The organism is Lysinibacillus sp. NPDC058147 (genome assembly GCF_042884205.1).
In the GTDB taxonomy this organism is placed as follows: domain Bacteria; phylum Bacillota; class Bacilli; order Bacillales_A; family Planococcaceae; genus Lysinibacillus.
Genome location: NZ_JBHVUJ010000012.1, coordinates 42,826 through 69,810, shown reverse-complemented (window position 1 = coordinate 69,810; position 26,985 = coordinate 42,826). Strand labels below are relative to the sequence as shown.

25 protein-coding genes are annotated in these 26,985 nt (G+C 36.9%); 18 read left to right on the top strand and 7 right to left on the bottom strand.

Translation table 11 applies throughout. From position 1 onward, the window contains the following. Positions 1-54: 54 nt before the first annotated feature. The 3 genes from ACFVT8_RS22545 to ACFVT8_RS22535 all read right to left on the bottom strand — a co-directional run bounded on the left by ACFVT8_RS22545 (position 55) and on the right by ACFVT8_RS22535 (position 2,989). On the bottom strand, positions 55-1,215 hold the full coding sequence (locus ACFVT8_RS22545) for a PucR family transcriptional regulator (protein WP_387085717.1): 1,161 nt from the start codon (positions 1,213-1,215) through the stop codon (positions 55-57). Positions 1,216-1,395: 180 nt separating this feature from the next. Continuing rightward, the gene (locus tag ACFVT8_RS22540) at positions 1,396-2,814 is read right to left on the bottom strand and encodes an amidase (RefSeq protein ID WP_387085714.1); all 1,419 of its coding nucleotides are present in this window, start codon (positions 2,812-2,814) and stop codon (positions 1,396-1,398) included. Then, a complete protein-coding gene (locus tag ACFVT8_RS22535) occupies positions 2,804-2,989 on the bottom strand; it encodes a hypothetical protein (RefSeq protein ID WP_387085711.1) in 186 nt (61 codons plus the stop codon). The genes ACFVT8_RS22540 and ACFVT8_RS22535 overlap by 11 nt, the downstream gene beginning before the upstream one ends. A gap of 485 nt (positions 2,990-3,474) precedes the next feature. Here ACFVT8_RS22535 and ACFVT8_RS22530 point away from each other — a divergent pair, with 485 nt between their 5' ends. The 3 genes from ACFVT8_RS22530 (at position 3,475) to ACFVT8_RS22520 (ending at position 6,929) form a co-directional block, all read left to right on the top strand. Beyond that, the gene (locus tag ACFVT8_RS22530) at positions 3,475-4,374 is read left to right on the top strand and encodes an EAL domain-containing protein (RefSeq protein WP_387085708.1); all 900 of its coding nucleotides are present in this window, start codon (positions 3,475-3,477) and stop codon (positions 4,372-4,374) included. After that, positions 4,334-5,287 (top strand): GGDEF domain-containing protein, encoded by a 954-nt coding sequence (locus tag ACFVT8_RS22525; protein ID WP_387085705.1) that lies wholly within the window; start codon positions 4,334-4,336, stop codon positions 5,285-5,287. Before ACFVT8_RS22530 ends, ACFVT8_RS22525 begins: the two co-directional genes overlap by 41 nt. 247 nt (positions 5,288-5,534) lie before the next feature. Next, the gene (locus ACFVT8_RS22520) at positions 5,535-6,929 is read left to right on the top strand and encodes an L-cystine transporter (protein ID WP_387085702.1); all 1,395 of its coding nucleotides are present in this window, start codon (positions 5,535-5,537) and stop codon (positions 6,927-6,929) included. Between the two features lie 104 nt (positions 6,930-7,033). Here ACFVT8_RS22520 and ACFVT8_RS22515 read toward each other — a convergent pair whose 3' ends face one another. The 3 genes from ACFVT8_RS22515 to ACFVT8_RS22505 all read right to left on the bottom strand — a co-directional run bounded on the left by ACFVT8_RS22515 (position 7,034) and on the right by ACFVT8_RS22505 (position 9,398). After that, complete coding sequence (locus ACFVT8_RS22515) at positions 7,034-7,348, bottom strand: hypothetical protein (protein WP_387085699.1); 315 nt, start codon at positions 7,346-7,348, stop codon at positions 7,034-7,036. 115 nt (positions 7,349-7,463) lie between these two features. Further along, entirely contained in the window at positions 7,464-8,018 is a 555-nt protein-coding gene (locus tag ACFVT8_RS22510) for an SLOG family protein (RefSeq protein WP_387085696.1), read from the bottom strand. Positions 8,019-8,222: 204 nt separating this feature from the next. Beyond that, entirely contained in the window at positions 8,223-9,398 is a 1,176-nt protein-coding gene (locus ACFVT8_RS22505) for a DUF418 domain-containing protein (protein ID WP_387085693.1), read from the bottom strand. A 103-nt stretch (positions 9,399-9,501) separates the two neighbouring features. Between ACFVT8_RS22505 and ACFVT8_RS22500 the strand changes: the two genes are divergently transcribed. The 12 genes from ACFVT8_RS22500 to cydS all read left to right on the top strand — a co-directional run bounded on the left by ACFVT8_RS22500 (position 9,502) and on the right by cydS (position 21,562). Continuing rightward, positions 9,502-10,203, top strand: a complete 702-nt coding sequence (locus ACFVT8_RS22500; protein WP_387085690.1) for a response regulator transcription factor — start codon at positions 9,502-9,504, stop codon at positions 10,201-10,203. Further along, positions 10,200-11,843, top strand: a complete 1,644-nt coding sequence (locus tag ACFVT8_RS22495) for a sensor histidine kinase (protein ID WP_387085687.1) — start codon at positions 10,200-10,202, stop codon at positions 11,841-11,843. Before ACFVT8_RS22500 ends, ACFVT8_RS22495 begins: the two co-directional genes overlap by 4 nt. Before the next feature lie 353 nt (positions 11,844-12,196). Further along, on the top strand, positions 12,197-13,390 hold the full coding sequence (locus ACFVT8_RS22490; RefSeq protein ID WP_387085684.1) for an NAD(P)/FAD-dependent oxidoreductase: 1,194 nt from the start codon (positions 12,197-12,199) through the stop codon (positions 13,388-13,390). A gap of 25 nt (positions 13,391-13,415) precedes the next feature. Continuing rightward, positions 13,416-13,982: a helical membrane plugin domain-containing protein gene (locus ACFVT8_RS22485; protein ID WP_387085681.1), complete on the top strand. Its 567-nt coding sequence runs from the start codon at positions 13,416-13,418 to the stop codon at positions 13,980-13,982. Between the two features lie 16 nt (positions 13,983-13,998). Then, a complete protein-coding gene (locus ACFVT8_RS22480) occupies positions 13,999-15,405 on the top strand; it encodes an MBL fold metallo-hydrolase (protein WP_387085678.1) in 1,407 nt (468 codons plus the stop codon). Positions 15,406-15,730: 325 nt separating this feature from the next. Then, complete coding sequence (locus tag ACFVT8_RS22475; RefSeq protein WP_387085675.1) at positions 15,731-16,069, top strand: rhodanese-like domain-containing protein; 339 nt, start codon at positions 15,731-15,733, stop codon at positions 16,067-16,069. A 65-nt stretch (positions 16,070-16,134) separates the two neighbouring features. Next, positions 16,135-17,163, top strand: a complete 1,029-nt coding sequence (locus tag ACFVT8_RS22470) for a PAS domain-containing sensor histidine kinase (protein ID WP_387085672.1) — start codon at positions 16,135-16,137, stop codon at positions 17,161-17,163. Next, positions 17,160-17,792 carry a response regulator gene (locus ACFVT8_RS22465; RefSeq protein ID WP_387085669.1) on the top strand — a complete coding sequence of 211 codons (633 nt, stop codon included), beginning with the start codon at positions 17,160-17,162 and terminating at the stop codon, positions 17,790-17,792. Before ACFVT8_RS22470 ends, ACFVT8_RS22465 begins: the two co-directional genes overlap by 4 nt. 385 nt (positions 17,793-18,177) lie before the next feature. Next, positions 18,178-18,954 carry a sulfite exporter TauE/SafE family protein gene (locus ACFVT8_RS22460; RefSeq protein ID WP_387085666.1) on the top strand — a complete coding sequence of 259 codons (777 nt, stop codon included), beginning with the start codon at positions 18,178-18,180 and terminating at the stop codon, positions 18,952-18,954. A 129-nt stretch (positions 18,955-19,083) separates the two neighbouring features. Next, entirely contained in the window at positions 19,084-20,427 is a 1,344-nt protein-coding gene (locus tag ACFVT8_RS22455; RefSeq protein ID WP_387085663.1) for a cytochrome ubiquinol oxidase subunit I, read from the top strand. After that, entirely contained in the window at positions 20,424-21,452 is a 1,029-nt protein-coding gene (locus ACFVT8_RS22450; protein ID WP_387085660.1) for a cytochrome d ubiquinol oxidase subunit II, read from the top strand. Before ACFVT8_RS22455 ends, ACFVT8_RS22450 begins: the two co-directional genes overlap by 4 nt. Before the next feature lie 11 nt (positions 21,453-21,463). Beyond that, positions 21,464-21,562 carry a cytochrome bd oxidase small subunit CydS family protein gene (gene cydS / locus ACFVT8_RS22445; protein ID WP_387085657.1) on the top strand — a complete coding sequence of 33 codons (99 nt, stop codon included), beginning with the start codon at positions 21,464-21,466 and terminating at the stop codon, positions 21,560-21,562. Between the two features lie 258 nt (positions 21,563-21,820). On the opposite strand, the gene ACFVT8_RS22440 is transcribed toward cydS, so the two are convergent. Next, on the bottom strand, positions 21,821-22,726 hold the full coding sequence (locus ACFVT8_RS22440) for a TetR/AcrR family transcriptional regulator (protein ID WP_387085654.1): 906 nt from the start codon (positions 22,724-22,726) through the stop codon (positions 21,821-21,823). Between the two features lie 156 nt (positions 22,727-22,882). Here ACFVT8_RS22440 and ACFVT8_RS22435 point away from each other — a divergent pair, with 156 nt between their 5' ends. From ACFVT8_RS22435 to ACFVT8_RS22425, 3 genes are all read left to right on the top strand, one after another. Next, on the top strand, positions 22,883-24,397 hold the full coding sequence (locus ACFVT8_RS22435; RefSeq protein ID WP_387085651.1) for a DHA2 family efflux MFS transporter permease subunit: 1,515 nt from the start codon (positions 22,883-22,885) through the stop codon (positions 24,395-24,397). Between the two features lie 190 nt (positions 24,398-24,587). Further along, positions 24,588-25,607, top strand: coding sequence for a serine hydrolase domain-containing protein (locus tag ACFVT8_RS22430; protein WP_387085648.1), 1,020 nt, complete (start codon positions 24,588-24,590; stop codon positions 25,605-25,607). After that, positions 25,604-26,917 (top strand): ABC transporter substrate-binding protein, encoded by a 1,314-nt coding sequence (locus ACFVT8_RS22425; RefSeq protein ID WP_387085645.1) that lies wholly within the window; start codon positions 25,604-25,606, stop codon positions 26,915-26,917. The genes ACFVT8_RS22430 and ACFVT8_RS22425 overlap by 4 nt, the downstream gene beginning before the upstream one ends. Positions 26,918-26,985: the final 68 nt, after the last annotated feature.

The window sequence follows — 26,985 nt, the reverse complement described above, 5'->3', positions numbered from 1 at the left end:
GTTTGATTTTAATTCTAAAAATTCAGGCGTTTTTTTGTACTTATTCCAAAGCGGTCACTCGACATTCATTTTGCTATGTAATAAGTACAATTTAACGGCTGCAGCTACACGCTCATAAAAAACATAATCATTTTCTAAAGGTGCTACTAGCTGACGTATTTTTGACATACGATAACGGATAGTGTTTGGATGACAGAAATGAGCAACGGCTACTTCCTTAATATTGCCTTGTTTTATGACATAGGTTATTGCTGTTTGCATTAAATCTGGATCAGCCTTTTCCTCAAGCAGGGGACCAAGATAGCTATTTACATAGTCCATAGCAAATGTAGCGTCCTTACGATGTAATTCAATTAACAAACGATCGGAAGCGAGGTTCTCATAATGACATATAGAAGTCGTTTCGATTTCAGCCATGATACGTGCATAAAAAGCTTCACGCATAGCAATAGGAAATTCTGTTTGTGTTACGTGACAACGACCATAGCCAAAGGTCATTGATTCAGTTGAGATTGCATACATCGACAACCATTCATTGAGAAGTTTTTCAAATTGAAATGACTGTGATGGATGGGTCATTACAATAAAAAGACTCTTTTTATAGGTACACATCATACCAGATTTCAATAGAGGCTCTAATTGAAAAAGAGATTGCATCCATTGACTATATGTATGATCTTGCGTTTGAACATTAGCTACAAATACATATTTTTCAAAGGGCTTATTGATTTGCTGTAATATAGACTTTATTTGTTCATCAGTTACTTCTTCCTCCATAAGACGTCGCATAATCGTTTCTAAAAAGAATGAATAATCCTGTGTTTTCGCATAGGCCATCGTTTCTAAAATAATCTTTTCAAAAAACTCGTCTCCGCCAAACCGCAATATCGGGAAATTTTGTTCATCTGCATAGATTAGCACTTCCTCTGGTAAATCCTCATAGATGACAGGCTTATAAGCTAAAGCACTTGCCCCTAGCTCAATAAGACTTTTCACGGCATTCCATAAATATTCTGGCTTTTGCTTTGCGAATAATAAACTGCTTAAAACAACACTATTCGGTGTGAAAATTGTTTCTCTCACAGTTTGAATATCAGGCGAAAATTCAAAGTCTAGAATTTCCACATTTTTAACGGGTTTATGTAAACCATTGCGACCTGCAACGACTGTAAAATCTTTTGTAATTGGCAGTTGTAAAAAGTTCTCTACGTTCATTAGGCTATCAAACAACCTTTCTTTTGATAGAGCTTCTATTTCTTATTATAACTGATAAGCCCAGTGAAATAGCTGTTAAGGCAATTCGAATCACTGATAAACCAGCCAATTAAAAAAGAATCTGCTGAAGTTCTACAGACAAAGTCCGGAAAGTAAGCAGATTCTTTCATATTATTAAGTTTAGATATTAGCGAAAATATTAGGTTTTCTATTTTTCATTGGATTCGTTTGTTCAATGGCGTAACCAACGTTAAGAATACGACCTTCTTTAAAGGCTGGACCAATGATTTGGAGGCCTACTGGTAAACTACCTTTAAAGCCACAAGGAACGGAAAGGGCGGGTAACCCTGTTAAGTTACTTGGGCCTGTAAATCGAATAATATTATCAATTAAATCAACTTTTTCACCATTTAAATATGCAAAGTCATCACCAATAGTACTTGCCACTACAGGTAATGTAGGTGTAATAAGCACATCAACCTGATTAAAAATCTGTGTGAACTCTTGTTTTATTTGTCGTCGTACCTGTTGAGCCTGTAGGTAATCAACGGCAGACGGTAATTCACCTAGTTCAAATAACAGACGAATATCATCCCCGAAATCCTGTGGTCTTTTCTGTAAATCGGAATGATGAATTGCCGCTGCCTCCGAAAGGGAAGTAACGAGCTCTGCCCATTCTGCGTATTGCAGGGATGGGATGCGAACGATTTCAACTTTTGCCCCTTGATTCACTAAGCTTTGAATACTTGCTCGTACAGCCCTTTCTACATCTGAATCTACGCGGTTAAAGAAATACTCTTCGTTGATGCCGATGACTAAATCCTTCACATTACCCGAGATTTGCTGTACATAATTCTCTGTTGGAACGTCTGTACAGGTAGGGTCTCTATGGTCAAATCCAGAAATAATCTCAAGTAAGCCGGCAGCGTCTTTTACTGTCTTTGTCATTGGACCAATGTGGTCTAAGCTCCAAGCAAGAGGGTAGCAACCATATTTACTTACGCGCCCATGAGTAGGCTTTAAGCCGACAATCCCACAGGCTGATGAAGGGATTCGAATAGAGCCAGCAGTATCTGTACCTAATGATGCAACGCTTGCCCCTGCTGCAACCGCTGCGCCAGAGCCGCCACTAGAACCGCCAGGGATTTTATCTAAATCCCATGGATTATGAACGGGTCCGTAATGAGGGTTATTATTCGTGATGCCCCATGCGTACTCATGCATGCTTAATTTACCTGTGAAAATAACACCGGCATTACGAAGCTTTTCTACAACCGTCGCATCATAATTTGAAACGAAGTCCTGATGAATCTTTGATGACATCGTTGTTATCTTATCTTTAAAGTACAAATTATCTTTTAATGCCATAGGAATCCCGTGATATATTCCTCGATACTGTCCATTCAAAATTTCTTTTTCTACCACTTGTGCTTGTACTAGGGCTTCTTCACGATAAAAAGCCATGTATGAATTAATTTTAGGCTGACTTTCTTCAGCAAAATCTAAAATTGCTTTCGTCAACTCGACAGGAGAGAGTTTTTTAGTTTCAAGTAAAGGTGCTAACTCTTCAACAGATTTTAAGTGTAAATCAGTTGTCAATGTGGTCACCTCCAGGGATGCTACGGATAGCGATATCAGCATCATCAATAGCAATGCCTTCTAAATTACCACGAAGGGATTGCATACCTTCCCACCGTGCTTTTAGAAGTTCAAGGTGTTCAGATTTTGGTGTAACTCCTTTGTTCTCCAATAATTGTTGAATCGACAAACTCATTAACAGGATCCTCCCTTGAAAATAGTTTTTATCTAAATAGGTTTCCCTAAAAAGAACAGATATTCTATTATAAAGAACTATGGCCATAACATGAGGGTTCCGACTAGGTGCTTCCTTGGAGTCCGATGAGATTTGCGCATCGGGTTATTTGTGACGCTATGAGTGTTTTTATAAATATCATCCTTAGTTTATGGGAATGTATTATTATTTCACAATAAAATAATAAATTTTTATAAAAGGTAATAAAATACTATTATTACAAGCATACACTATTTGCAATATATATCAATGAATTGATTGAATATATTTTATATTATGAAAAATATACTATTCTATCAAGTGATTAAGATTACTTTGAATAGAGCAATGTCAACTATTGAAAAGGAAATCTAGTGCTAGAGACACCTCTTTTTACATGAAATTCACAGTGTATTTACAATGAAAGCTTACAATAGACCCTAATAACCAATTTAAGAGGTGCGAGAATGGAGTCTGTTGTGAGACAAAGCATAAAAACAAGTAATTTATTTTCTTATTTAAAGTTTTTATATGGGCAGCATCAAAACAATACGCTCTATATAAAACGTTTAAAAGCATTGAAGCAAATTATTCAGGACAAGAATTTACATACTTACTTTCAGCCTATTGTCGATTTACAGACGAGGCAAACGGTTGGTTTTGAGGCACTGAATCGTCCAGAGCCTTCAGAATTGTTTAATAGTGTCGATCAGTTTTATGAATTTGTTGGGCAAACAGACTGCGTATTTTTATTTGAATGCTTTTGTCGCAATCTTTCATTACAGCGTTTCAAAGAACGGCTGCACGGAGAATGGGTAAACAGAGATTTTTTAGTATTTGTTAATATACATCCTAATGTGTTACTAGATAAGAACTACCATAGCGGTGAAACCTTGCAGTTATTAAAGGAGCTTGGCATAAAACCACAGCAGGTGGTATTTGAGCTAACTGAACGTAGTGCAGTGGTAGATTTTGTAGAGTTTGAACGTGTATTATCACATTATCGATCACAGGGCTATCGGATTGCAGTGGATGATATGGGTTCAGGCTATAATAGTTTGAAAACTCTAATTTACTTAAAGCCAGAATTTATTAAACTAGACCGTTCCTTAATACAATTTATTGATAAAAACAGCGAGCAGCAGCAGCTTGTTACATTGCTGATGCGATACGCAGAACAGGCTGAGACAAAAATTATTGCAGAGGGTATTGAGCGCCAGGAAGAGCTACATTATTTACGTAATATTGGTATCCACTATGCGCAAGGTTATGCGATAGGGAAACCCGCAAAGGAAATACATTTGGGGAAAATAAGGATGGATGACCATGATGATAGGGGAAGTCATAGAAAACGTTCCTTGTATTGATGAATTTGTGAAAAATCAAGAGGTGGATATACTTTTTACAAGTAATCTGTCATTACGTAGTGTGGTTGTTGTTCGAGACAAACCAATTGGGCATATTACACGTACACATTTCTATCAAAAAATTGGTACACGCTATGGCTATAATTTGTTTATGGGGAGGCATAATCAGCTTATTATTAAAGAGAATCCTTTAATGGTAGATCGCAATATACCTATAACAGAAGTCAGTACGTTAGCAATGTCTAGACCGCCAGAGGACTTATATGATGATGTGATTGTAACAAAAAATGACTTATATTATGGTGTAGTGAGTATTCGGGAACTACTGTTAAAGCTCGTAGACACACAAGTAGCTATTGCTAGTTTTTTAAATCCATTAAGCAGTCTTCCTGGCAATAAATTAATTGATGAAAAGTTAGAGGAAGCATTACAGCTACCGCAATATAGTTTAATATATTTCGATTTAGACCATTTTAAATCTTACAATGATACGTACGGATTTAATAAAGGGGATAAAATTTTACTGTATTTAACAGATATTTTGAAAAGAAATATAGTTTGTACAGAAGATTTTTTAGGGCATATTGGTGGAGATGATTTCGTTGCAATTCTTCCGCATTATGAGGCTGCGCCACTCTGTCAAAGGATTATTGATGAGTTTGATGCATGTATTTTAAGCTTTTATGATGTAGAGGATTTAACCTACTTACAAGTACAAAATAGGGCTGGTAAACTAGAGCCTTTATCTTGTACTACGCTATCCATTGCGGTTATTACTAATCAATATCAACAATTTGAATCTGTTGATCAATTGTCGGATGCGGTCACACGTGTGAAAAAACAATGTAAAAGAATTTCGGGAAGTTGTTACTTTATTAATGACCATGAAAAAGAAACTTACCTCGTTCATTAAACGAAGTAGGCCAGACTGTGGGCAAGCTCAAATTATTACGAGCTTGCTCACGGTCTTTTTTATAACTGACGCTTTCCGCAACAGAGATGTGCTGAATTATTAAATTTGATTTTAAGGGCATAATCAAAAGAAATAAGCCGCTTTATTTTAGGAAATTATTAATCTAAATAAAACATACTTGAATTATAGGGATTATAGGTATATAATTCGATTTACATTATAATTAAACTTCTTAGGAGGCTGTCTAGTGTCTACATTACAAATTATTCTTAACGTTGTCGTTTTACTCGTATTCGTTGGAATTTTATATTTTATGAATAAAAAGCACGTTAAGTTTTCAAATCGCGTTTTTACTGGTCTAGGCTTAGGGATTGTACTTGGTCTTGGACTGCATTTAATATATGGTATTGATTCTGATGTGTTAGCTAAAACATCAAATTGGTACAATATTATTGGTACTGGTTATGTTAAATTACTACAAATGGTTGCGATGCCATTAATTTTCATTTCCATCTTAATAGCCTTTACGAAAATGAAGGTTGGTAAAAACTTCGGGAAAATGGCAGCTCTTATTTTAGCCATTTTAATCGGTACAACTGCAGTATCAGCTGCTGTTGGTATTTTTTCAGCAACAGTGTTTCATTTAGATGCTTCAAATATTATACATGGTGCTGCGGAGACAGAGCGTGGAGCGTATTTAGAGGAAAAAACTTCTGGATTAACTGCACCGGATTTACCAACACAAATTATTGAGTTGTTCCCAGCAAACCCATTCCTAGATTTAACAGGTGCTCGTTCTACATCGACAATTGCTGTTGTAATTTTCTCAGCATTTTTAGGTTTTGCTTACTTACGTATAGCACGTAAAGATGGAGACACTGCAGCTACTATTAAAAAGGGCTTGGATGCCATCTATGCATTAGTAATGGGCGTTGTAACAATCGTCTTACGTTTAACACCGTATGGTATTTTAGCAATTATGGCTCGTACAGTTGCTACATCTGATTTCGGGGCAATCTATAATCTAGGTAAGTTTGTTATTGCGTCTTATGTAGCATTATTTATCGTGTTATTAGTACACTTATTAATTCTTACTTTAACTGGTTTAAATCCATTTACGTATTTAAAGAAATCTGCGGAAACATTATTGTTTGCCTTCACTTCACGTTCAAGTGCGGGTGCTCTGCCAATGAACATTAAAACACAAACAGGTCGTCTTGGCGTACCTGAGGGTATTGCAAACTTCTCGGGCTCATTTGGTCTATCTATCGGTCAAAATGGCTGTGCTGGTGTTTATCCTGCAATGCTAGCGATTATGATTGCACCGACAGTTGGGATTAATCCGCTTGATCCAGTGTTTATCATTACTGTTATTGCAGTGGTAGCAGTCAGCTCATTTGGTGTAGCTGGTGTCGGTGGTGGTGCGACATTTGCAGCAATTCTTGTATTATCAGCACTTAATTTACCGATTGCACTTGCGGGTGTATTAATCTCCGTTGAGCCATTAATCGACATGGGCCGTACTGCTCTTAATGTAAGTGGTTCAATGACTGCAGGTGTGGCAACAGCGCGTATTACAAAAGAATTGGACACTGAAACGTACAATAATAAAGAATTAGGTGCTCAAGTATCAGACCTATAATAAAGACAGAGTTACTCTCTTTTGAGGGTAGCTCTTTTTTATTGAATATAAAAAGTGAGTTGTTATGTAAGAAACAACCCACTTTATGAAATCGATTTATCACCTTATATTATTTTTACATAAAAATCTTTACCGTTTATAAGCTCAGTTAGTTCAATATTGTGATTTGTTTTATAGTAATTATAAATAGTACGAGCTAACCCAGAATGTCCATTTAAATATGTTCCCTTTTTAATCTCTCTGCGTGGATTGTGGAAATCAAAATATAAGCGAGAATCGTGGCACATTGCAGCCAAAATTGCTTTAAATTCTTGTTCTTCAATATGAATCCCTCGTGTATATTTGCACTCTCTGCGATACGTATCATGAGAAACATTCACCGGCGACGACTCTAGAACCATTTCGATTTTTTTACTCAAATGTTAGCAACTCCTTTTTAGAAATTAGCACTAAAGGGTAGAAATCTTATGACTAATAGAGTTAAACTTATTTATTCCAGTATATAATTATCAGAAAATTATATCAATATTTTCCCTACCAATCTTGTTGCTGTAATTCTTCTGCCACTACTTGTAAATCATAAGCGGTAATCATTAAAAGTGCATATTCGTGTGTTTCCATATATTTTTCTGCTAGACGTTTCATATATTTCGGGGAGCCTTCATTTTCTTCATCATAGATTAGCAGCAGACCGTCTGTGTTTTGTATAATAAATTTGTCTTTTTCGATAAATTGCCACGGAGCCTCGTATGTCTTTTTCGTTACGCTAGTTACAAAATCTGCTTGAGCTACTAATGCTTGATATTTGTCCTTTTTATGTTCCTGCCAATTTTTCTCCTGTTCTAAAAAAGGAGTGATTACAGCATATTTTAAATGAGGAAATTCATTTCTTAACGTTAGAATAACTTCAGCACCCCATGTTTCTACACCTTGCTGACCACTAATAATCACCCATTCCAAACCTTCATCAATCAATATACGCAGTCGGTTTTCCAGTGCTTTTTTTATGATAGCAATGCCAGGGTGCTTGTCATTAAAAATGCCTAATTCATGTGGTCTATAGCCAGTAATAATAATTCGCTGTAGCAAAAAAACGCCCCCTAAGCTGTATAGTATGTGTAGTCATAGTATACAGTAGGGGGAGGATGAAAACGAATTCCAAGATATTGTTGTATAGTTGTTCCCAAGTAAAGTTGATTGTTATATTAAAAAGCAAACAGTGTTAAAACGGCAGCTACAGCAGTACAGATTCCTAAAAACCACCATGTATCTGTAAAGTCCTCTTTGGAGTCACTATTCATTTAAAGTACTTCCTTTCTGTTTTATTTTAATCTGTCCGTTCCAAGACCAATTCGTCCATACACGCAGTGCAGATTCAAATGGTCCGCGTTTAAATTTCTTGAAATAGGCAAGGCTGAAAACACATTGCAAGCTATACACGACGATTCCAAATAAAATACCGCCAAACACGCCTAACTTGCCGTATAATCCTAGACCGTATCCATAAAATACTGTTGTACAAATAATGGTTTGCATTAGATAATTAGTTAATGATAGTTTACCGACACTCTCAAAGGCGGGAGCGAGACGTTGTACAGGGAGGGTTTTATATATTAAAGCTGCGAGGCAGACATAGCCAACTGCTAATAATTCAGATCCGCCTATTAACAGCATTCCGGAAAAATTGCTTTCTATAATAAAACTCAGACTCTTACAAGCTAGCCCTATTGGAACAAGTAGAGAGCCAAGCTTATACCATTTCTTTTCATCCTCCATATTCACAAAAGCTTTCTTTTTAGCGAGCCCCATGCCGAAAAGGGTCAATGCAGTGGTATACATGGGTGCAAGGAAAACTAATAAGAAAAGGACTAATCCTGAATCATCCATGCCAGGAGGTAGATCATTTGCTCGGAAATCATAAATGTCTAAGTAGTTTCCATTAGCGTATATATTGTCGACTTTCTCTACATAGGAAGCTATTTCCTGCTGTTCTTTTTTAGTTTCTTCAGTGGAACCAAATGATAAACTGGTAATAAGTAATAAGAAGATACCAGCCCAAATAAATAAAGTTTTAGGTTTACGATTAATAAAGGGGATCAAAAATAAAATCATCATGCCGTAGGAAAATAAAATGTCACCTTCCCATAAAAACGTTTTATGCAGAAAACCTAAAGCAATAAGCCCTGTTGCGCGGCGTAAGATGGACCATCGACTCTTATCTTTTTTTCTACGAATAGACTCTATAAATTTAATAAGAGAGAAGCCGAATAAAATGGTGAAGATCGGCATAAATGATCCTTCTATAAAAATTTTTACAAAATACCAGGCTCCATTATCGAGGATGGATAGATCTTTTAGTTCATCTTTACCATACATCCCAAACTGGAAAATCAACAAATTCGCCATTAAGATGCCGAATAAGCTAAACCCACGCATTGTATCTATGAAGGTAACACGGTTAGTTGTCATTGCGTTTTATCTCCTTAATTGGTTATCTTATACATAGTGTAATTGGTAAATCTTATGGTGAAATGATGACTACCTTAAAGAAATCTTAAAAGAAGGTGATAGCATGCAAGACGCGTCAATTTTAGTATTAGAGGACGAACGTGCAATTGCAGAAATGATAGAAATTATCTTAAGAAAAGAAGGGTTTTTAAACATTACACTTTGTGACACTGTTCAAGAAGCTAAAAAGAAAATTGAAATGAAGGTTTTTGATTTTTATCTATTAGATATTATGCTCCCAGATGGTAGCGGACTTGATATGGCGAATGTGATTCGAGAGCAAAGTGACGCACCTATATTCTTTTTAACTGCAAAAGGTAGTGATGCAGATAAGCTTCGTGGTTTTATGAACGGTGCAGACGATTATGTTACTAAGCCATTTAATCCACTTGAGCTTGTTGCAAGGGTGAAGGTGCAGCTTACAAGATATATGAAGAAAAAAGATGTTCCTGGAAGTCACTTATTTTCATGTAGTCGATTTACATTCGATATCGATGCAGCAGAGGTGACTGTAAATGGTACAAAGGAAATCATTAGTGGTAGGTTATTTTATTTATTGAAATATTTATGCGAAAATGCAGGGCAAGTATTATCAAAGGAGCAAATTTACGAGCGCGTATGGGGTGACTGTTTGTTTGATGATAATACCGTGATGGTTCATATTCGAAAACTGCGAGAAAAAATAGAAAAGAATCCAGGTAAACCAACCTGCATTATTACTGTAAGAGGTATCGGTTATAAACTTGTTGGAGATGTTCATTCATGAAGCCAGCTAGAAGATTAACCCTTCGTTTTGTATCTTATTTCATTATTTTTTATTTACTATTCATTGCAGGCTTTATTATAAGCTTGGTGTTGTTTACAATCTTTATCAATAGTCATGTCGGTGACGATATTCACATAATGAGTTCCTCTGAAATTAAAGATGATGCTGTCGTAGAAAAAGGAGAATCTATTAAGATTGCTGATTATTTAGTGAGGCGAGCTAAGGAGAACTTAGGGCAATTATATTTGTTCAATCAATCGATGGATATTGTTGATTACACGGGAGATACATGTGAACTATGTAGTATGACTGAAAACGAAATAATGACTCTTAAAAGGCCGGGAATGCACACGTGGGAGATTCCTAAATACCATTTGTTATTCCTCCCGGCCTTACCTGTCCAACCGCTTTTTGAGGAAGTAGTTCGGGATTGGAAGGAAAAAGGAGAGGTTTCTTCAGAACTGCTCCAGCGTTTACAGGATAAGAAGGCCTCGGTTGAAATCTATAATAAGCAGTGGGATCGTGTAGAAGTCATTGGTGAGCGCTATAAAAAGCTCCATAAGCCTCAACTGCTGGAAGAGAACTACGATATTTTTGAGTATAAAGAGCTTTCGCGAAATGTTGCTTTAGAGGATGGCTCGACACTAGTTGTACGTATGCCGAACCCATCATATAAGCCATTTGACGAGCCTTTTACTAAAGCGATGGTTTTATTTGTTTCCATCTTCTTTGGTGGACATATTATATTGTTAATAGGGATTATCTTTTTATCGATTAGCATTTCCCGTCAATTTGTTCGTCCGCTTATTTATGTAATATCTCGTATCGAGCGATTAACCCAGTTTGACTACAGTAAAGTAAGAGATAAAAGTATCCATCACCGGGAGACAGGGAAGTTGAAGAGGAAATTTAAATTATTCCAGCCAGTTGATGAATCGATTAATAATTTATCAAAACGTCTTTCCTCCAATGAAAGGCAAATTAAGCATGCAGAGCGATTACGTGAGGAATGGATCACAGGTTTATCCCATGATTTAAAGACACCGTTAAGCTCTATTTATGGTTATTCAACAATGCTAGCTTCTGAAGACTATGAATGGACGAAAGAAGAAATGCGCGTCTTTGCAACAACGATGCAGGAAAAGGCAACGTATATGGACGCCCTTATACGAGACTTAACATATACGTACCAATTAAAAAATAAAGCGATACAACTTGAAAAAGTGTTGTTACCACTTAATGTATGGTTACCTCAATTTGCAGATGAGCAAGTGTCTGTAAAGGTTTATGGGGATGTCATGCTTGAAGCGGACGAGCTTTTATTAAAGCGCATTTTAGATAATCTAATAACCAATGCTAAAAAATATACTCCGGAGGGTACAAAGGTAATCGTAGAAGCGCAACATATAGGCAAGGAGATTGTGCTGACAATTGCCGACCAAGGTCCGGGAATTCCTCAGGAGGAGCTCGATAACCTCTTTGAACGATATTATCGAGGTACGAATACTACGGATGATACAACGGGTACAGGTCTAGGATTGGCTATTACGAAGCAGTTAATTGATTTACACGGTGGTACCATTAGTGTTCAATCAGGAGCGGAAGGTACAGTCTTTGTATTGAAATTTAAATGTAAATAGTATTTATTTTGCTCTGTACATGGTATTTGTTGAAACGTAAGTTAATTGAAGTGATGCTGGGCGGACCCCTTTGGAACCATAACGTTACAGGTACCCTTAGTGCCCAAAAGAAGGGGCTCGTCCCTGGTCAGAACGAATTAAACCTCGTGTAATGTTGAAAATTTAAAAAGTAAAACACTGTTAATGTAGGCAGTACAAGTGATGAAATATTCACCTTGTACTGCCTTTTTTGTGATATTGAAAAAAGTGTAATTTTTTAGGGGATTACCCCTATATGAACTGCTCTCTCTTATAACTATTATTAAGGTGTAAAAGTTGTATACGAAAGACAGCATGATAAGGAGGATATACACATGAAGACTTCTTTTAAAGTAGTCATCGTTGGAGGAGGAACTGCTGGTATTTCAGTAGCTGCACGTTTACTTCGGCAATCACATTCACTTCAAGGGGAGATTGCCATCATAGATCCTTCAGAAAAACACTATTATCAACCACTCTGGACATTGGTGGGAGGGGGTGCAGCGAATAAGTGGGACTCTGAACGTGAGATGCTTTCCATTATCCCTAAAGGAGCTGTTTGGTTAAAAGAAGCTGTTGGTAGCTTTGACCCCAATCAAAACCAGGTAACAACACTTGACGGTACAACATATACGTATGATTTTTTAGTGGTTGCTGGAGGGATAGAGATTAACTGGGGGGCTATTAAAGGGCTTAAAGAAGCGCTTGGGACAAAAAGTGTATGCAGTAATTATTCTTTTGAGCATGTGGATTACACGTGGGAAACAATCCGCAATTTTAAAGAGGGGACTGCATTGTTTACACATCCAAACTCTCCAGTAAAATGTGGCGGTGCACCACAAAAAATTATGCATTTAGCAGAGGACCATTTTAATAGAGTGAATGTTCGTGACAATATTAACATTATTTTTGGTTCAGCCAATCCAGCTATTTTCGATGTATTGAAATATCGTGAAGCACTTGAAAAGGTAATAGAGCGGAAAAATATTGATGCTCGATTCCGTCGTAATTTGATTGAAATTAAGGCTGATGAAAAAATAGCTATTTTTGAAAATTTAGATACCGGCACAGTAGAAGAAATTAAATATGACATGATTCATGTGACACCTTATATGTGTTCACCTGAGTTTATACGAACAAGTGCATTAGCAGACGAATGTGGCTGGGTAGATGTTGATAAATTTACTTTGCAGCATAAAAAGTTTGGCAATGTGTTTGGGATAGGTGACAATGCCAATCTTCCAACATCAAAAACGGGTGCAGCTATACGCAAGCAAGCTCCTGTTGTTGCACAAAATCTTATTGCTTTATTGCGACAACAGCCAATGATGGAAATGTACAATGGCTACTCTTCTTGCCCAATTGTAACAGGCTACAACAAACTGATATTAGCTGAGTTTGATTACAATAAAGAGCCTGTCGAATCTATGCCTTTTAACCAGGCTGTGGAAAGATCTAGTATGTATTTCATGAAAAAGGATTTACTGCCTGTCATGTACTGGGATGGCATGTTGAAAGGCACAATGTAATTACAAATGAAGGGAGGCGACAAGCATGGCTAACGCAACGGTAAGTATGAGCGAAGAATTATATCAAATAATCGAAACGCTTGAGAAACCAGAAGTTCGACACTCTTTACAGCGATTGTTGGATAAATTACCGAATGTAGAGCAAACGATAGATTCAGCTGAAAATGTTGTGGATTTTGGAAAAGCAGTACTGACGGATAAAAAGACGATAGATCGATATGAACAATTTGTCACTACTTATAATGTAGGCTCAGAAACGATAACAGCTATTGTACAACTTATAGAGAAATTGCCAAAGCTTGTTCAAATCATTCATCAGTTAGAAAACATCGTTGATTTTGTTACAGCAATACTTCAGGATAAGCAAACGACAGAATATACAATGAATAATTTAAAGGGCTACATCGATCCATACGTTGAAAATGGAAAAATTGCTATGGAGTTTTTAAAAACTGTACAGCAAAGAGCAGAAGAAAAGCCTCAGCATATTAATATTTTTTCAATTGTTAAATGGATGAAAGATCCCACTGTTCAAAAAACACTGAATTATGTCCAATCGACATTAGATATTTTAAAAGAAAAAACTGAGTGAAAAGGGGAGTTTAAACATGTTATTACGATATTTTTACGATGAAAAATTAGCACACGCTTCTTATGTTGTGGGATGTCAGGCGAAAGGAGAAATGGTTATCGTTGATCCGATGCGTAATATTGAACCCTATCTTGCATTAGCAGAAAAAGAGAAGATGCAAATTGTTGGCGCATTAGAAACGCATATCCATGCTGATTTTGTAGCAGGGTCTCGTGAGTTAGCAGACCGTGTTGGAACAAAGATGTATATTTCCGACGAAGGGGATGCTGATTGGAAGTATCAAAATCTAGAAGGTATTCCTCATCAATTATTAAAAGATGGTGATGAATTTAGTATAGGTAATCTTATCTTTAAAGTTATGCACACACCTGGGCATACGCCTGAAAGTATCTCCTTCTTATTAACAGATCGTGGCGGCGTAGCAGATAAACCAATGGGGATTTTTACGGGTGATTTTGTGTTTGTAGGTGATATTGGACGCCCTGATTTATTAGAAAAAGCTGCTGGGATTCAGGGTACATCACTTTCTGGCGCAAAAGCAATGTTTAAATCATTAGAACGCTTTAAGGCTTTACCAGATTACATGCAGCTTTGGCCAGCTCATGGAGCGGGTAGTGCTTGCGGTAAAGCGCTAGGAGCTGTACCGTCTTCAACAGTTGGGTATGAGAAGCAATTCAACTGGGCTATGCAATTTGACGATGAGCAAAAATTTATTGACGCGTTACTAGATGGTCAACCGGAGCCTCCTTATTATTTCGCTGTTATGAAGCGTGTTAACAAAGTGGGAATAGAGCTTATTAAGAACTTACCGCCAGTGAAGGTCGTGACAAGCTATGAAGAGATTGCTCAACTTCTTGCAGATGGAAAGCAAGTTATTGATACACGTCCCGCAGAAGATTTCTCACGCGGATTTATCGCAGGTACACTAAACATTCCTTACAATAATTCATTGACAAATTGGGCTGGCTGGCTAGTAGATTATACAAAACCATTATATTTACTAATTAATCCTTCGCAACTAGATGATATTTTAATTGCTTTACGTTCTATTGGTATCGACAATGTTGTTGGTTATGGGAATGTGACGAAAGTTTTGGAAGAGGCTACTTCTCTAGAAAGTTATGAAAATATAACTCCTTTAGAAGCGAAATCATTAATTGAAAGTGAACAAGTTCATGTGCTTGATGTGCGCAATCAAACAGAATATGATGCAGGGCATATTGAAAACGCTCAGCATATTATGGTTGGTACACTATCTAGTCGTTTAGATGAATTGCAAACGGATAAAAAAATTGTTGTACAATGCCAAGGCGGTGCTCGCTCTGCAATTGCTGTAAGTGTACTGAAAGCGAATGGCATTCATAACATTGTAAATTTAACGGGCGGCTATATGGCTTGGCAACAAGAGGTACTAAGTAAATAAAGAAAGTTATATCTTCAGTTAGCGAGTGTTATCTGAAACGATAGCAACGAATGTTTACTGTGCGAAAGCGAAGCGACAGCAACAAATGTTTACTGTGCGAAAGCGAAGCGACAGCAACAAATTACGTTATGGCGAAATTGATCTAAAGAGGTTGTTCTAAAAGAAAAATAGCATTCTAGTAATCCTAGTTTGCTATTTTTCTTCGTTTAGGGCTTGAAAGATGAGGAGTAGAAATTGTTATAGTTTAGTAAAGCATCGTAGACTCGCCTGTGGAACGTTAAATAGATTTAGACAACCTTTTTTTCTCGGTAAAAGGGGTTAAGAAATGATTATTGTAATTATGAGTATATTCCTTCTTATTATTGGTAGAATTATTTATAAACGCCATGTTCCGGTACGTCAAGTACAAGAGTGTTTACCGCAAGAGTTAAATGTGGGAACGGCGATAGTGGATGTACGTGATTATAATGACTCTTACAAATCACCTACACCAAATGCATTAAATTTGCCAATTGCTTATTTAGTACGTCATATACATGAACTACCAAAAAAACCCCTTCATATTATTGCATCAACTCAGCTAGAAAAAAATATGAGTGTTCGAATCATTCGGAAAGCAGGGCATGAAGTGAGGAGTTATAGCTTGATAGAAGAAAAAGTATAGGGAAACTTAAAGGAAGGCACTGATTTTTGTTGAGCTTTCATTTTTAAGTTAGGAGTGTGTTTAAAATGGAGAAAGAACAGTCATATTTACAGCAAATATTTCAATATATTCAAGACGGAATCATCATAATGAATCACAAGCGTGAAATTTTAATGATGAATCCATCGGCGAAGCGGTTAACGGGATGGAAATTAGGAGAGCGAGTGCCCTTTTGTTCATTTTGTGAAAACCGTCAAAAGTCTCCAACAGAACATACATGTTATTTAATAGAGCATAATGAGGTTCCCTACTTTTTATCGAAAATGCCGACGTATCATGGTAGTAAGATAGATGTTGAAATGAGCACGGCACTGATGTATACAGACGGTAAAACAAATGAGCAAGAGTTTCTTCTTGTATTGCGCGATCAAACTCTTCAACTAAAGGAAGAAGAGGCTCGGATTTCGAAGCTTATTATTAAAAAGCTAATTGAGGCCAAGGAGGAAGAACATAAAAGGCTTGCGCAGGAACTACATGATGGCGTAGGCCAATCATTATATACAATATCTGTTGCTCTACAAGCGATTGAATCTTATGTCAAAGACAATGAAAAGCTAAATACGTATATTGAAGAAGTACGCAATGAGCTAGAGCAAGTAATGAATGATATTAAATTGTACTCTTATCAGCTTCGCCCTCATAGCATTGATCAGTTAGGGATTACACCTACATTAGACACCCTTGTCGACTCAGTACAAAAGGTACATCCTGATATTGCTATATCGTTAGAAACAGATTTTGAAGAACGTTGTCATCCATCTGTGGAAATTAATATTTATCGCGTCGTACAGGAGGCTTTACACAATATTATTAAATATGCAAAGGCTTCAAAGGTTGTTATTCGGCTCGAAAAGAAAGCTACAAATTTATCTCTCTATATTGAGGATAATGGCGTAGGATTTAATTTACAGCAAGTGAAGAAAGAAGGGCTTGGCTTAAAGCATATGGAGGAGCGAATTACACTGTTAGGGGGATTTTTTAATATTACTTCAGCTCACAATAAAGGTACACAAATTAGCATTCAAGTACCTAATTGGAAGGATGACTTTAGATGATTCGTGTTTTAGTAGTAGATGATCATGTGCTAATCCGAAAAGGAATTGTTCTTTTATTGGAAAATTATATAGATATAGAGGTTGTAGGCGAAGCGGGTGATGGAGCGGAGGCGATCACTCAGGCAATATCATTAAACCCGGATGTCATTTTGATGGACGTATCCATTCCGAATGGGTTAGATGGATTTACGGCTACTCAAGAAATTCATAAGCAAATGCCTAGCGTGAAAATTATTATGTTAACAATGCACAATGAAGTTGCTTATATTCAAAAAGCGATTGCTGTTGAAGCCAATGGCTATATTTTAAAAAATAGTCAAGGCGGAATTCTCTATGAGGCTATCCATGATGTATATAATGGTCGCATTTATTACAACGTTGGTATTCCGCAGGAGCAGATGGAAAAATTATTTGAACATAAAGGGCATGAAGATCAATGCATTTTAACTGTTCGTGAGCAGGAGATAATGAGGTTAACAGTTCTAGGGTATACGAATATACAAATTGCTGGGCAGCTATATATTAGTAGTAAAACGGTTGAAAATCATAAATCGAATATTATGCAAAAGCTCGATTTAAGTAATAAAGCCGAGCTTATTCAGTATGGGCTTGCAAATAACTATATGTAACAACTTGTTACTGTTAGAAGCTACTGCAATATGTAAAGCTCTTCGGCAAAATTAGGGGTTGATTTACGTTCCAACTAGGTGCTTTCTCGCAGCACTTCGCTTTCGCTTAGAGCAAAGCCTAGGGGCGCTCGATGAGACTCTGGAGTACAAGCAAAGCGATAGCTACAATTATGCCAAGGTGAAATTGGTGGATACACATTTTTTATAATTATACCTTTGCCGACAAGCTAAGATCACTTGAAAGATGAGTGATCTTTTTTTTATTTATAGGAGTAATTTTCAATATTGTCACAGTGAGTAAAGCTAATAGTGGAAAACCCCTATATGTCTGAAATTGTAACAGGACTATACTGAAAGCACATAAATTAAAGGAGATGCTAGCGCAGTGGATATAACATTTATAATTGTGATTTTCCTGATTGGATTCGTTGGATCTTTTGTGTCCGGTATGTTGGGGATAGGCGGTTCAATCATTAAATACCCAATGCTACTATATATACCACCACTTTTTGGTTTGGTGGCATTTTCCCCACATGAAGTTTCAGGTATCAGTGCGGTACAAGTATTTTTTGCTTCGATTGCAGGGGTTTGGGCATATCGAAAGGGTGGTTATCTTAATAAGTCTCTCATTATTTATATGGGAGGGGCAATTTTAGCTGGTAGCTTTGTTGGTAGTTTCGGATCAAAGTTTTTATCTGAAAACAGTGTGAATGTCGTCTACGGTATTTTAGCTTTGATTGCTGCTGTGATGATGTTTGTTCCTAAGAAGCAAATCGATGATAAGCCGATGAATGAAGTAACCTTCAACAAGCCGCTAGCAGCGATATTAGCATTTATTGTTGGAATTGGTTCAGGGATTGTTGGTGCTGCAGGTGGTTTCTTACTTGTTCCGATAATGCTTGTAGTGCTAGGTATCCCAACGCGTATGACGATTGCAACTAGCCTAGCTATTACGTTTATCTCATCGATTGGAGGAACTATCGGAAAATTAATGACAGGGCAAGTCGATTACTATTCTGCAGTAATTATGATATTGGCAAGTTTACTAGCGGCTCCTCTTGGGGCAAAAATAGGTAAAAAAATGAATACGAAAATTTTACAAAGTATTTTAGCCGTACTCATTTTAGCGACAGCAATAAAAATTTGGGTTGATTTACTATGATGGAAAAACAAAAGGCTGTTGCCTATAAATCGCATGAGAAAAAGCTAATAATGATAAGTTTTTTAGTAGCTGGGATAATGTTTCTTTCGATAGTTGGAAGAATTTTTGGTACCTAGGAGATGAAATAAAATGAATGATTCAGCTGTAATGTGGAGTCGAGCCTTAACGGAGTTAACATTATCATTCCATATTATCTACGCAACAATTGGTGTTGGTATACCTTTAATGATAATGATTGCTCAATGGGTTGGATTGAAAAATAATGACGAACATTATTTATTGCTCGCAAGAAGATGGGCGAGAGGATTTGTGATTACAGTGGCAATCGGTGTTGTCACTGGTACTGCAATTGGATTGCAGCTATCGCTACTATGGCCAAGCTTTATGGAATTGGCTGGTCAGGTAATCGCATTACCATTGTTTATGGAAACATTCGCGTTCTTTGTTGAAGCTATTTTCTTAGGGTTATATTTATATACTTGGGATCGATTCAAAAATCCAAAGCGACATCTATTATTATTGATTCCAGTAGCCATTGGTGCTTCTATGTCGGCCGTTTTTATTACGATTGTGAATGCATTTATGAACGCACCGCAGGGTTTTGATCTAGTAGATGGTGAACTTGTAAATATTCAACCAGTACTGGCGATGTTAAATCCTGCAATGCCAACGAAGGTAGCGCATGTATTAGTAACATCTTATATGACGGCGGCATTTTTATTAGCTTCTATTGCGGCTTATCGTATGCTGCGAGGATCGAAGCATGTTTATCATAAAAAAGCGCTACATCTATTATTGAAACTAGGCTTAGTATTTTCGCTAGCAGCACTGATTGTAGGTGACTTTTCTGGGAAGTATTTAGCTGAATATCAACCAGAAAAATTAGCTGCTGCTGAATGGCATTTTGAAACAAAAGAGGATGCTTCACTTGTCCTATTTGGAGTGTTAGATGGAGAAGAAGTGAAATACGCCATTAAAGTACCGTACGCACTAAGTGTATTGGCGCATAATAATCCTTTTTCTGAAGTAAAAGGTTTAGATCAAATTCCTAACGATGAACAGCCACCACTTTATATCCATTATTTGTTTGACATCATGGTAGTTATCGGAACTTTATTAATAGCACTATCGGTTGTTTATGTGCTAGGTAGATGGCGAGGATGGAAGCTTATTTCTTCAAGAAGCTTTAAGAGAATAGTAGTAGCAAGTGGTCCATTATCGCTTATTGCTGTTGAGGTAGGCTGGTGGTTTGCCGAAGTAGGGCGCCAACCGTGGATACTTCGTGGTTATATGAAAACAGCGGAAGCTGCCACGACAAGTGGTCAAGTTGATACTATGCTAATACTATTTGCAGGGCTGTATATTGTATTAGCGATAGGAAGTATCGTAGTACTTATTCGCATGTTCCGAAACAATCCGATTGAGCGTGAAATTGAAGAACATAAACAAGTGGAAGGGTGTGCAGGGCAATGAGCTTAGAGATATTAGGAATTTCAGTACTGTGGTTATTTCTATTCGGCTATGTCATTGTAGCGTCCATAGACTTTGGAGCGGGATTCTTTAATGCTTATAGCGTCTTGATTGGTAAAAACCATCTACTAGCAAATGTCATTAAGCGTTATTTATCTCCAGTGTGGGAAATTACAAATGTCTTCCTTGTATTTTTCTTTGTTGGAATGGTAGGTTTCTTTCCTCAAACAGCTTATTATTATGGCACAATTTTGCTAGTGCCGGTCAGTATTGCATTAATATTAATTGCAATTAGAGGAAGCTATTATGCATTTGAGTCCTATAGTGAAAAAGGTGGACACATTGGTTATACAATGATGTACGGAATTACGGGTCTATTTATACCTGCATCCCTTTCTATTGTGTTAACGATATCTGAGGGAGGATTCGTAAAAATAATAAATGAAGAACCACATTTACAAATTGCTAAACTTTTCACAAATCCGTTAACTTGGTCTATTGTGTTATTAAGTATAGTGGCAGTTTTGTATATTTCAGCCGTTTTCCTAACATGGTATGGAAAAAGAGCGCGAGATGAGCATGCTTCTAATTTAATGCGAAAGTATGCACTCGGTTGGTCTTTGCCGCTCATAATAAGTGTAATAGGAATTATGGTGGAGTTAAAGGAACATGTGCCTGAGCATTATGAAAATATGTTAAATCTGTGGTGGCTTTTCGCCATTTCAGGTGTGTTATTTCTTGTAACACTAATACTTTTATTTAAGAAGAAAAACTATGGCATTGCAGTCTTTTTAATGGTTGCTCAATTTGGATTTGCATTTTTCGGCTATGGTATTTCACATTATCCGTATTTACTGTATCCGTACATATCAGTCTATGATAGCTTTACAAATGAAACAATGGCGGTTGCATTAGTAATTACGTTTGTTGGAGGATTAGTTCTACTCATCCCTTCACTATATTTAGTAATGAAATGGTTCGTGTTTGATCGTGATTATGCTTGCGGTAAACATGATCATCATGCATAGGGGGAAATATAATGAATCAATTTATTATTTTGTATGCACCTTTTCTTGTAGTAGCTATTAGCATTGTGATTGGCTTTTGGGTAGGACCGAAAGATCGTCAAGTTAAGTAATAAATGCATTCATCACGGTAATGTATGGTTGATTTCCGTTCCGACTGGGCGCTTTTATCGCTGCCGCTTCGCTTTCGCTGCAGGGTCCTATCTGTGACGCTAATCCCTATGGAGTCGCCCAGCCTCCACTCCAATCAACTTACAGGTTTATCAAATTCGCATAATAAATTAATAGGATAAAAACCCGAAAAAAGGAGCTATATGGAAAGTCGTGAGTGTGTGACTTTCTATATAGCTCCTTTTGTTTATGTGGTTAATTTACTTGATGCAGCGCTCTGATGGTCGCTCAATTTTTACATAGCGCCACAAGCTATTGGCGATATCACGTGCCTCTTCTGCGTGTTCGGTTCCAACGAATGCTTTACGGAAAGGTGTAAGGAGTGATTCGATGATAAAGAGCTTTGGCTTTTCACGCTGTAGTTCCTCTAACAAGAATTCCACATACTCTAAGCCTTCCGCTATTTCATTCTTAGGCAATCCTTTTTTAAAGCCTGTTAATTGCTCGATGACCGTTCCCTTATCTACGGTTTTATAGTTCGCGACGTTTTGTATCGTGTTGATCATTTCCGTACTAATGAGGATTTCTTTTGATTCAAGCATAACGGGTATAATTACGCTAATATTGCGTAATGCTACACGTACAATGGCTTCACGATTTATATATTTATAATCAGCAATTAAGACAGCACGTATTGAAAGGTTAATCATACCAAGTGTTTGCACAGCACATTCGTAGCTAATTGGACTAACTTCTTCTCCGAAAACTTGTACAAGTCGATTGGCAAGCCACTCCAGTTCTTGTAAATGATAGTTTAAAATGATTTTTTTCAGTTCATTATCACGAGAATGGAAAACCGATTCAAAAATTTGAATTAAATTATGTTCTCGATTGACATACATGAGTACCGCAACTTGCTGTGTTAATACTTCCAAATCAGTAGGATCTTTGCCGTAAAGAAGTTCGTGGCGGCGATTACTTGCCTCCTCACGCCCTTCGTCTAATATGGCGATTAAGCATTCATTTTTAGAAGAAAAATGATTATAAAATGTACCCTTTGAAATTTTAGCTGCACTAATGATGTCGTTAATCGATGCATCCACGAACCCTTTTTCAATAAAAAGAGCACGAGCGGCAGTAATGATTTGTCTTTTTCTTTTGTTCATAACCTCACCTTTTTAAAATATTATACTCTTATTCTATAGTTAAAACGCATATATATCAACGTTTTAAAAAATTTTAATCTTAATTCTTGAAAAAAGTAGACTGCGAGTATAAAATAAGTTTTATCGAAAAAAACAAGAAAGAATTGAGGGATATAAATGAATAGTGGTCAAACACTGCAAAAGCCCCCCTATGGAATGATTTCAATTTTATTTGTGGGTGCTTTTGTTGCTTTTCTTAATAACACATTGTTAAATGTTGCATTACCAACGATCATGAAAGATTTTGATATAACGTATTCAACAGTACAATGGCTCGCAACAGGTTATATGCTTGTAAGTGGGATTTTAGTACCTGCTTCAGCATTCTTCGTAACGCGCTTTAAAAATAGACATTTATTTATTGTAGCGATGTCAGTCTTTACAATCGGTACGGCTATGGCCGGATTTGCACCTAACTTCGGTACACTTTTAGCAGGTCGTATGGTGCAAGCAGCAGGTGCTGCAAGTATGTCACCACTTCTTATGAACGTAATGCTGATCAGTTTTCCAAAAGAAAAACGCGGTGCAGCAATGGGTATTTTCGGTTTAGTTATGATTTCTGCGCCAGCAATAGGTCCAACTTTATCTGGATATATTGTTGAGCATCATGATTGGCGTATGCTATTCCAAATGATTATTCCATTTGCTGTAATTAGTTTATTGTTTGGTATTTGGAAATTAGAAAACGTGATGGAAACACGTGAAGTTCACTTGGATTTCGCTTCAGTTCTATTATCAACAATAGCGTTCGGTGGTATTCTATATGGTTTCAGTACTGCAGGGGATAAGGGCTGGTCAAGTCCTTGGGTATACGGCACAATTTCAGTTGGCCTTCTTGCATTAATCATCTTCATACTTAAACAACTACGTATGGATCAACCTTTACTTGAATTACGTATTTATAAATATCCGATGTTTGCACTTGGATCTGCTATCTCGGTTATCGTGTCAATGGCTATGTTCTCTGGGATGATTTTAACACCTGCTTATGTACAATCGATTCGTGGAATTGATCCATTTAAAGCGGGCTTAATGATGCTTCCTGGGGCACTTGTAATGGGGATTATGTCGCCGATTACAGGGAAACTTTTTGATAAATTTGGACCGCGTGTATTAGCGATTATTGGTTTAACGATTACAACAATTGCAACATTCGGTTTAACAAAGTTAGAGTTAGATTCAAGCTATACATTTATCGTGTCTATGTACACAATTCGTATGTTCGGTATGTCAATGGTTATGATGCCAATTATGACAAACGGTTTAAACCAATTACCACAAATTATGAACCCACATGGTACTGCCATTAATAATACTTTACAGCAAGTGGCAGGGGCGATTGGTAGTGCTGTGATGGTAACGATCATGAATAACCGTACAAAAGCAAAAGCAGAAGAATTAATTGCAGAAGCAAAAGCCAATGCAGCACAATCAGGTGTTGCACCAACGCCTGAACAAATGCAACAAATGCAGGATCAGATTACGCAAAATGCTTTATTAGAAGGTATTACACACTCATTCTTAATAGCAGCTGGTGTTACAGTTCTTGCGCTAGTGCTTGCGTTCTTCCTAAAACGTGTAAAAATTGAAAGCTCAGCGGCTTCTATGGACTTGAAAAAACCAACTAAATAATAATGAACTGATATGCTCCCCTATAGGTAGACAGATGACTCTGTTTATCGAAGGGGAGTTTTTTTGATGCTTTACAAAGTAATACACTAAAAAATGAAAAAAAATTTTAAAATTAATTGTTGTTTTATATCATTTTATTTCATACTATAAAATCACAGAATATTTCGTCATTTTATTGTGAGGTGTTTATTTGGTAGATGCATATGTGAATCGCTTAGTGAGGGATAAGGAAATTCCGGGTGCAGTTCTTGTTGTCCAACAGAATCATAGATGTTTATTGTCAAAAAGCTACGGATCCTATACAGCTGAGGATTGGAGTAAACAAGTTATTTCAAAAAATACTTTGTTTGATTTGGCATCATTAACAAAAGTTATAGCGACATTACCAGCTATTCTATTGTTGCTTAGTAGAAACAAGTTAAATTTGATGGATTCAGCACAAAAGTATTTACCAGATTTTAGATTTCCACACATTACAATACAACATTTATTACAACATAGCTCCGGACTACCAGCAGACTTAGAGCCGTCTGTTAGAAGACATCATCAGCGTGATATTATGCAGGAAGTTTTAGCGTGTAATGTCATTGGGCAGCCGAATGAGCAAGTAATATACAGTGATTTAGGTATGATTTTATTAGGGAAGATTATCGAGAATGTTACAGGTCAATTTTTTCAAAGTTTTGTAGAGCAAGAGATTTTCAAGCCTTTGGGTATGCATCATACAAATTTTCGGCTACCTGAGCAGAAAAGGGGGCAAGCAGCAGCTACAGAAATGATATCAGGTAAATTTGTGCAGGGAATTGTGCACGATGAGAAAGCACTGCTATTAGAAGGGGTGTCAGGTAGTGCAGGGTTATTTTCATGCGCAGATGATTTAGCGAAATATGCGAAATATTGGTTGGGCATATCGCAGCAATCTACTATACCATTTGAGTGGATGGAGTTGGCATACACGAAGACAATCGGAAATAGGGGACTTGGCTTTGAAGTTTGGAATGGAGATCATTCATTATTTTGTTTTGGTAGGGGGTGGAGCAAAGGATCTTTTGGCCATACAGGATTTACGGGCACTAGTATTTGGATGGATCCTATTAAAAAGGCGTTTGTTATTTTACTTACAAACGCAGTTCATTATGGGAGAAATACGCGCATAAGGGAAATTAGAGAAAAGCTTCATACGATGATTTATGAAAATCTAATTACATGAAGGGTGGATGTGTGGTTATGAAACAAATGAATAAATGGTTGTTCCTGTTGCTTTTATTACTCGTTGTAGCACTAGTAGGCTGTTCTTCAGATAAGAAATCAACAAGCTCAACAACACCTGACAAAGATGATGAAGGAAAAACGGAAGAGGTTTCGCTAACGATAGGTAGTTGGCGTACAGAAGACGTCGCGAAATATGAAAAAGTCATCGCTTTATTTAATGAAAAACATCCCAAAATACACATATCATTTAACCCAACTAAAAATACAGAGTATAACACAGTGTTAAACACAGCGTTACAAGCTGGCGAAGGTCCAGATATCTTCCATTTACGTCCATATGCTGCAGGATTAAAACTTGCTGAGGCTGGTTATATAGAAAAATTTAATGGCTTTAATGGTTTAAGTGTATACTCTGAAGAAGCATTAAAAGCTTCACGCGATGAAGAAGGTAATCAGTATGGTGTACCTATTAACTTGAGCTCAACTCAATTCTTCTACAATAAAAAGATATTTAAAGATAATAACTTAGAAGTACCTACTACTTGGGATGAATTCATAGCATTAAATGATAAATTGCTAGAAAAGGGAATTACGCCAATTGCAATGGGAACTAAAGAAAGTTGGCTATTATCATTGCTGCATGGTATTGTGGGCCCTGCTATTTATGGAGGAAATGATTTCTATCAAGCGGTGCTTGCAGGAGAAAAGGACTTTACTGATCCTGCATTTATAGAGTCTATAAAAGTGATGAATGACCTGAAGAAATACTTCCCTGCGAATTCAGAAGGCTTAGGGATGGATGATATTCGCACATTATTCGCGCTAGGTGATGCGGCTATGTTTCCACTAGGGAGCTGGGAAATCCCGGTAGTGTTAGAAATGAATCCAGATTTAGATTTAGGTTACTTCCCAATACCATCAAAGGCTGGGAATAAAACAGTAACGACTTGGGTAGACGGTTCATTTGCAATCAATGCAAATTCAAAACATAAGGATGCTGCTAAAACATTTTTAGAGTTTTTAACAACTAAGGAATTTGGGGAGTTATTTGTAAAGGAATTTTCAATGATCAGTGCAATCCCAGGCATTACCTCTGACAATGCTTTGTTAAATGACATTAGCAAATCCACAGAAAATGAAGCAACACCATATATGTGGGTTACTAATTTTACAGGTGGAGATCCGACAACAAAGAGCTTGCTTGAAAGTGAGTTACAAGGTATGTATTTAGGTCAAGTAACACCGGAAGAGGTAGCGGCAAAAGTACAAGAAAGCGCTAAATCATGGTTTAAACCATTTCAAAAATAATGTTAGGTTTCCTTGAATAAGTGCTTAATTTACATCTTCAGACAAGTAGGGAAGTTAATTAGACAATG

Excerpts from the sequence above, each read along its gene's own strand:
- ACFVT8_RS22545 (WP_387085717.1), bottom strand. The coding sequence starts at position 1,215 with ATGAACGTAGAGAACTTTTTACAACTGCCAATTACAAAAGATTTTACA.
- ACFVT8_RS22535 (WP_387085711.1), bottom strand. The coding sequence starts at position 2,989 with ATGAGTTTGTCGATTCAACAATTATTGGAGAACAAAGGAGTTACACCA.
- ACFVT8_RS22530 (WP_387085708.1), top strand. The coding sequence starts at position 3,475 with ATGGAGTCTGTTGTGAGACAAAGCATAAAAACAAGTAATTTATTTTCT.
- ACFVT8_RS22525 (WP_387085705.1), top strand. The coding sequence starts at position 4,334 with ATGATGATAGGGGAAGTCATAGAAAACGTTCCTTGTATTGATGAATTT.
- ACFVT8_RS22505 (WP_387085693.1), bottom strand. The coding sequence starts at position 9,398 with ATGACAACTAACCGTGTTACCTTCATAGATACAATGCGTGGGTTTAGC.
- ACFVT8_RS22500 (WP_387085690.1), top strand. The coding sequence starts at position 9,502 with ATGCAAGACGCGTCAATTTTAGTATTAGAGGACGAACGTGCAATTGCA.
- ACFVT8_RS22495 (WP_387085687.1), top strand. The coding sequence starts at position 10,200 with ATGAAGCCAGCTAGAAGATTAACCCTTCGTTTTGTATCTTATTTCATT.
- ACFVT8_RS22490 (WP_387085684.1), top strand. The coding sequence starts at position 12,197 with ATGAAGACTTCTTTTAAAGTAGTCATCGTTGGAGGAGGAACTGCTGGT.
- ACFVT8_RS22485 (WP_387085681.1), top strand. The coding sequence starts at position 13,416 with ATGGCTAACGCAACGGTAAGTATGAGCGAAGAATTATATCAAATAATC.
- ACFVT8_RS22480 (WP_387085678.1), top strand. The coding sequence starts at position 13,999 with ATGTTATTACGATATTTTTACGATGAAAAATTAGCACACGCTTCTTAT.
- ACFVT8_RS22475 (WP_387085675.1), top strand. The coding sequence starts at position 15,731 with ATGATTATTGTAATTATGAGTATATTCCTTCTTATTATTGGTAGAATT.
- ACFVT8_RS22470 (WP_387085672.1), top strand. The coding sequence starts at position 16,135 with ATGGAGAAAGAACAGTCATATTTACAGCAAATATTTCAATATATTCAA.
- ACFVT8_RS22465 (WP_387085669.1), top strand. The coding sequence starts at position 17,160 with ATGATTCGTGTTTTAGTAGTAGATGATCATGTGCTAATCCGAAAAGGA.
- ACFVT8_RS22455 (WP_387085663.1), top strand. The coding sequence starts at position 19,084 with ATGAATGATTCAGCTGTAATGTGGAGTCGAGCCTTAACGGAGTTAACA.
- ACFVT8_RS22450 (WP_387085660.1), top strand. The coding sequence starts at position 20,424 with ATGAGCTTAGAGATATTAGGAATTTCAGTACTGTGGTTATTTCTATTC.
- cydS (WP_387085657.1), top strand. The coding sequence starts at position 21,464 with ATGAATCAATTTATTATTTTGTATGCACCTTTTCTTGTAGTAGCTATT.
- ACFVT8_RS22440 (WP_387085654.1), bottom strand. The coding sequence starts at position 22,726 with ATGAACAAAAGAAAAAGACAAATCATTACTGCCGCTCGTGCTCTTTTT.
- ACFVT8_RS22435 (WP_387085651.1), top strand. The coding sequence starts at position 22,883 with ATGAATAGTGGTCAAACACTGCAAAAGCCCCCCTATGGAATGATTTCA.
- ACFVT8_RS22425 (WP_387085645.1), top strand. The coding sequence starts at position 25,604 with ATGAAGGGTGGATGTGTGGTTATGAAACAAATGAATAAATGGTTGTTC.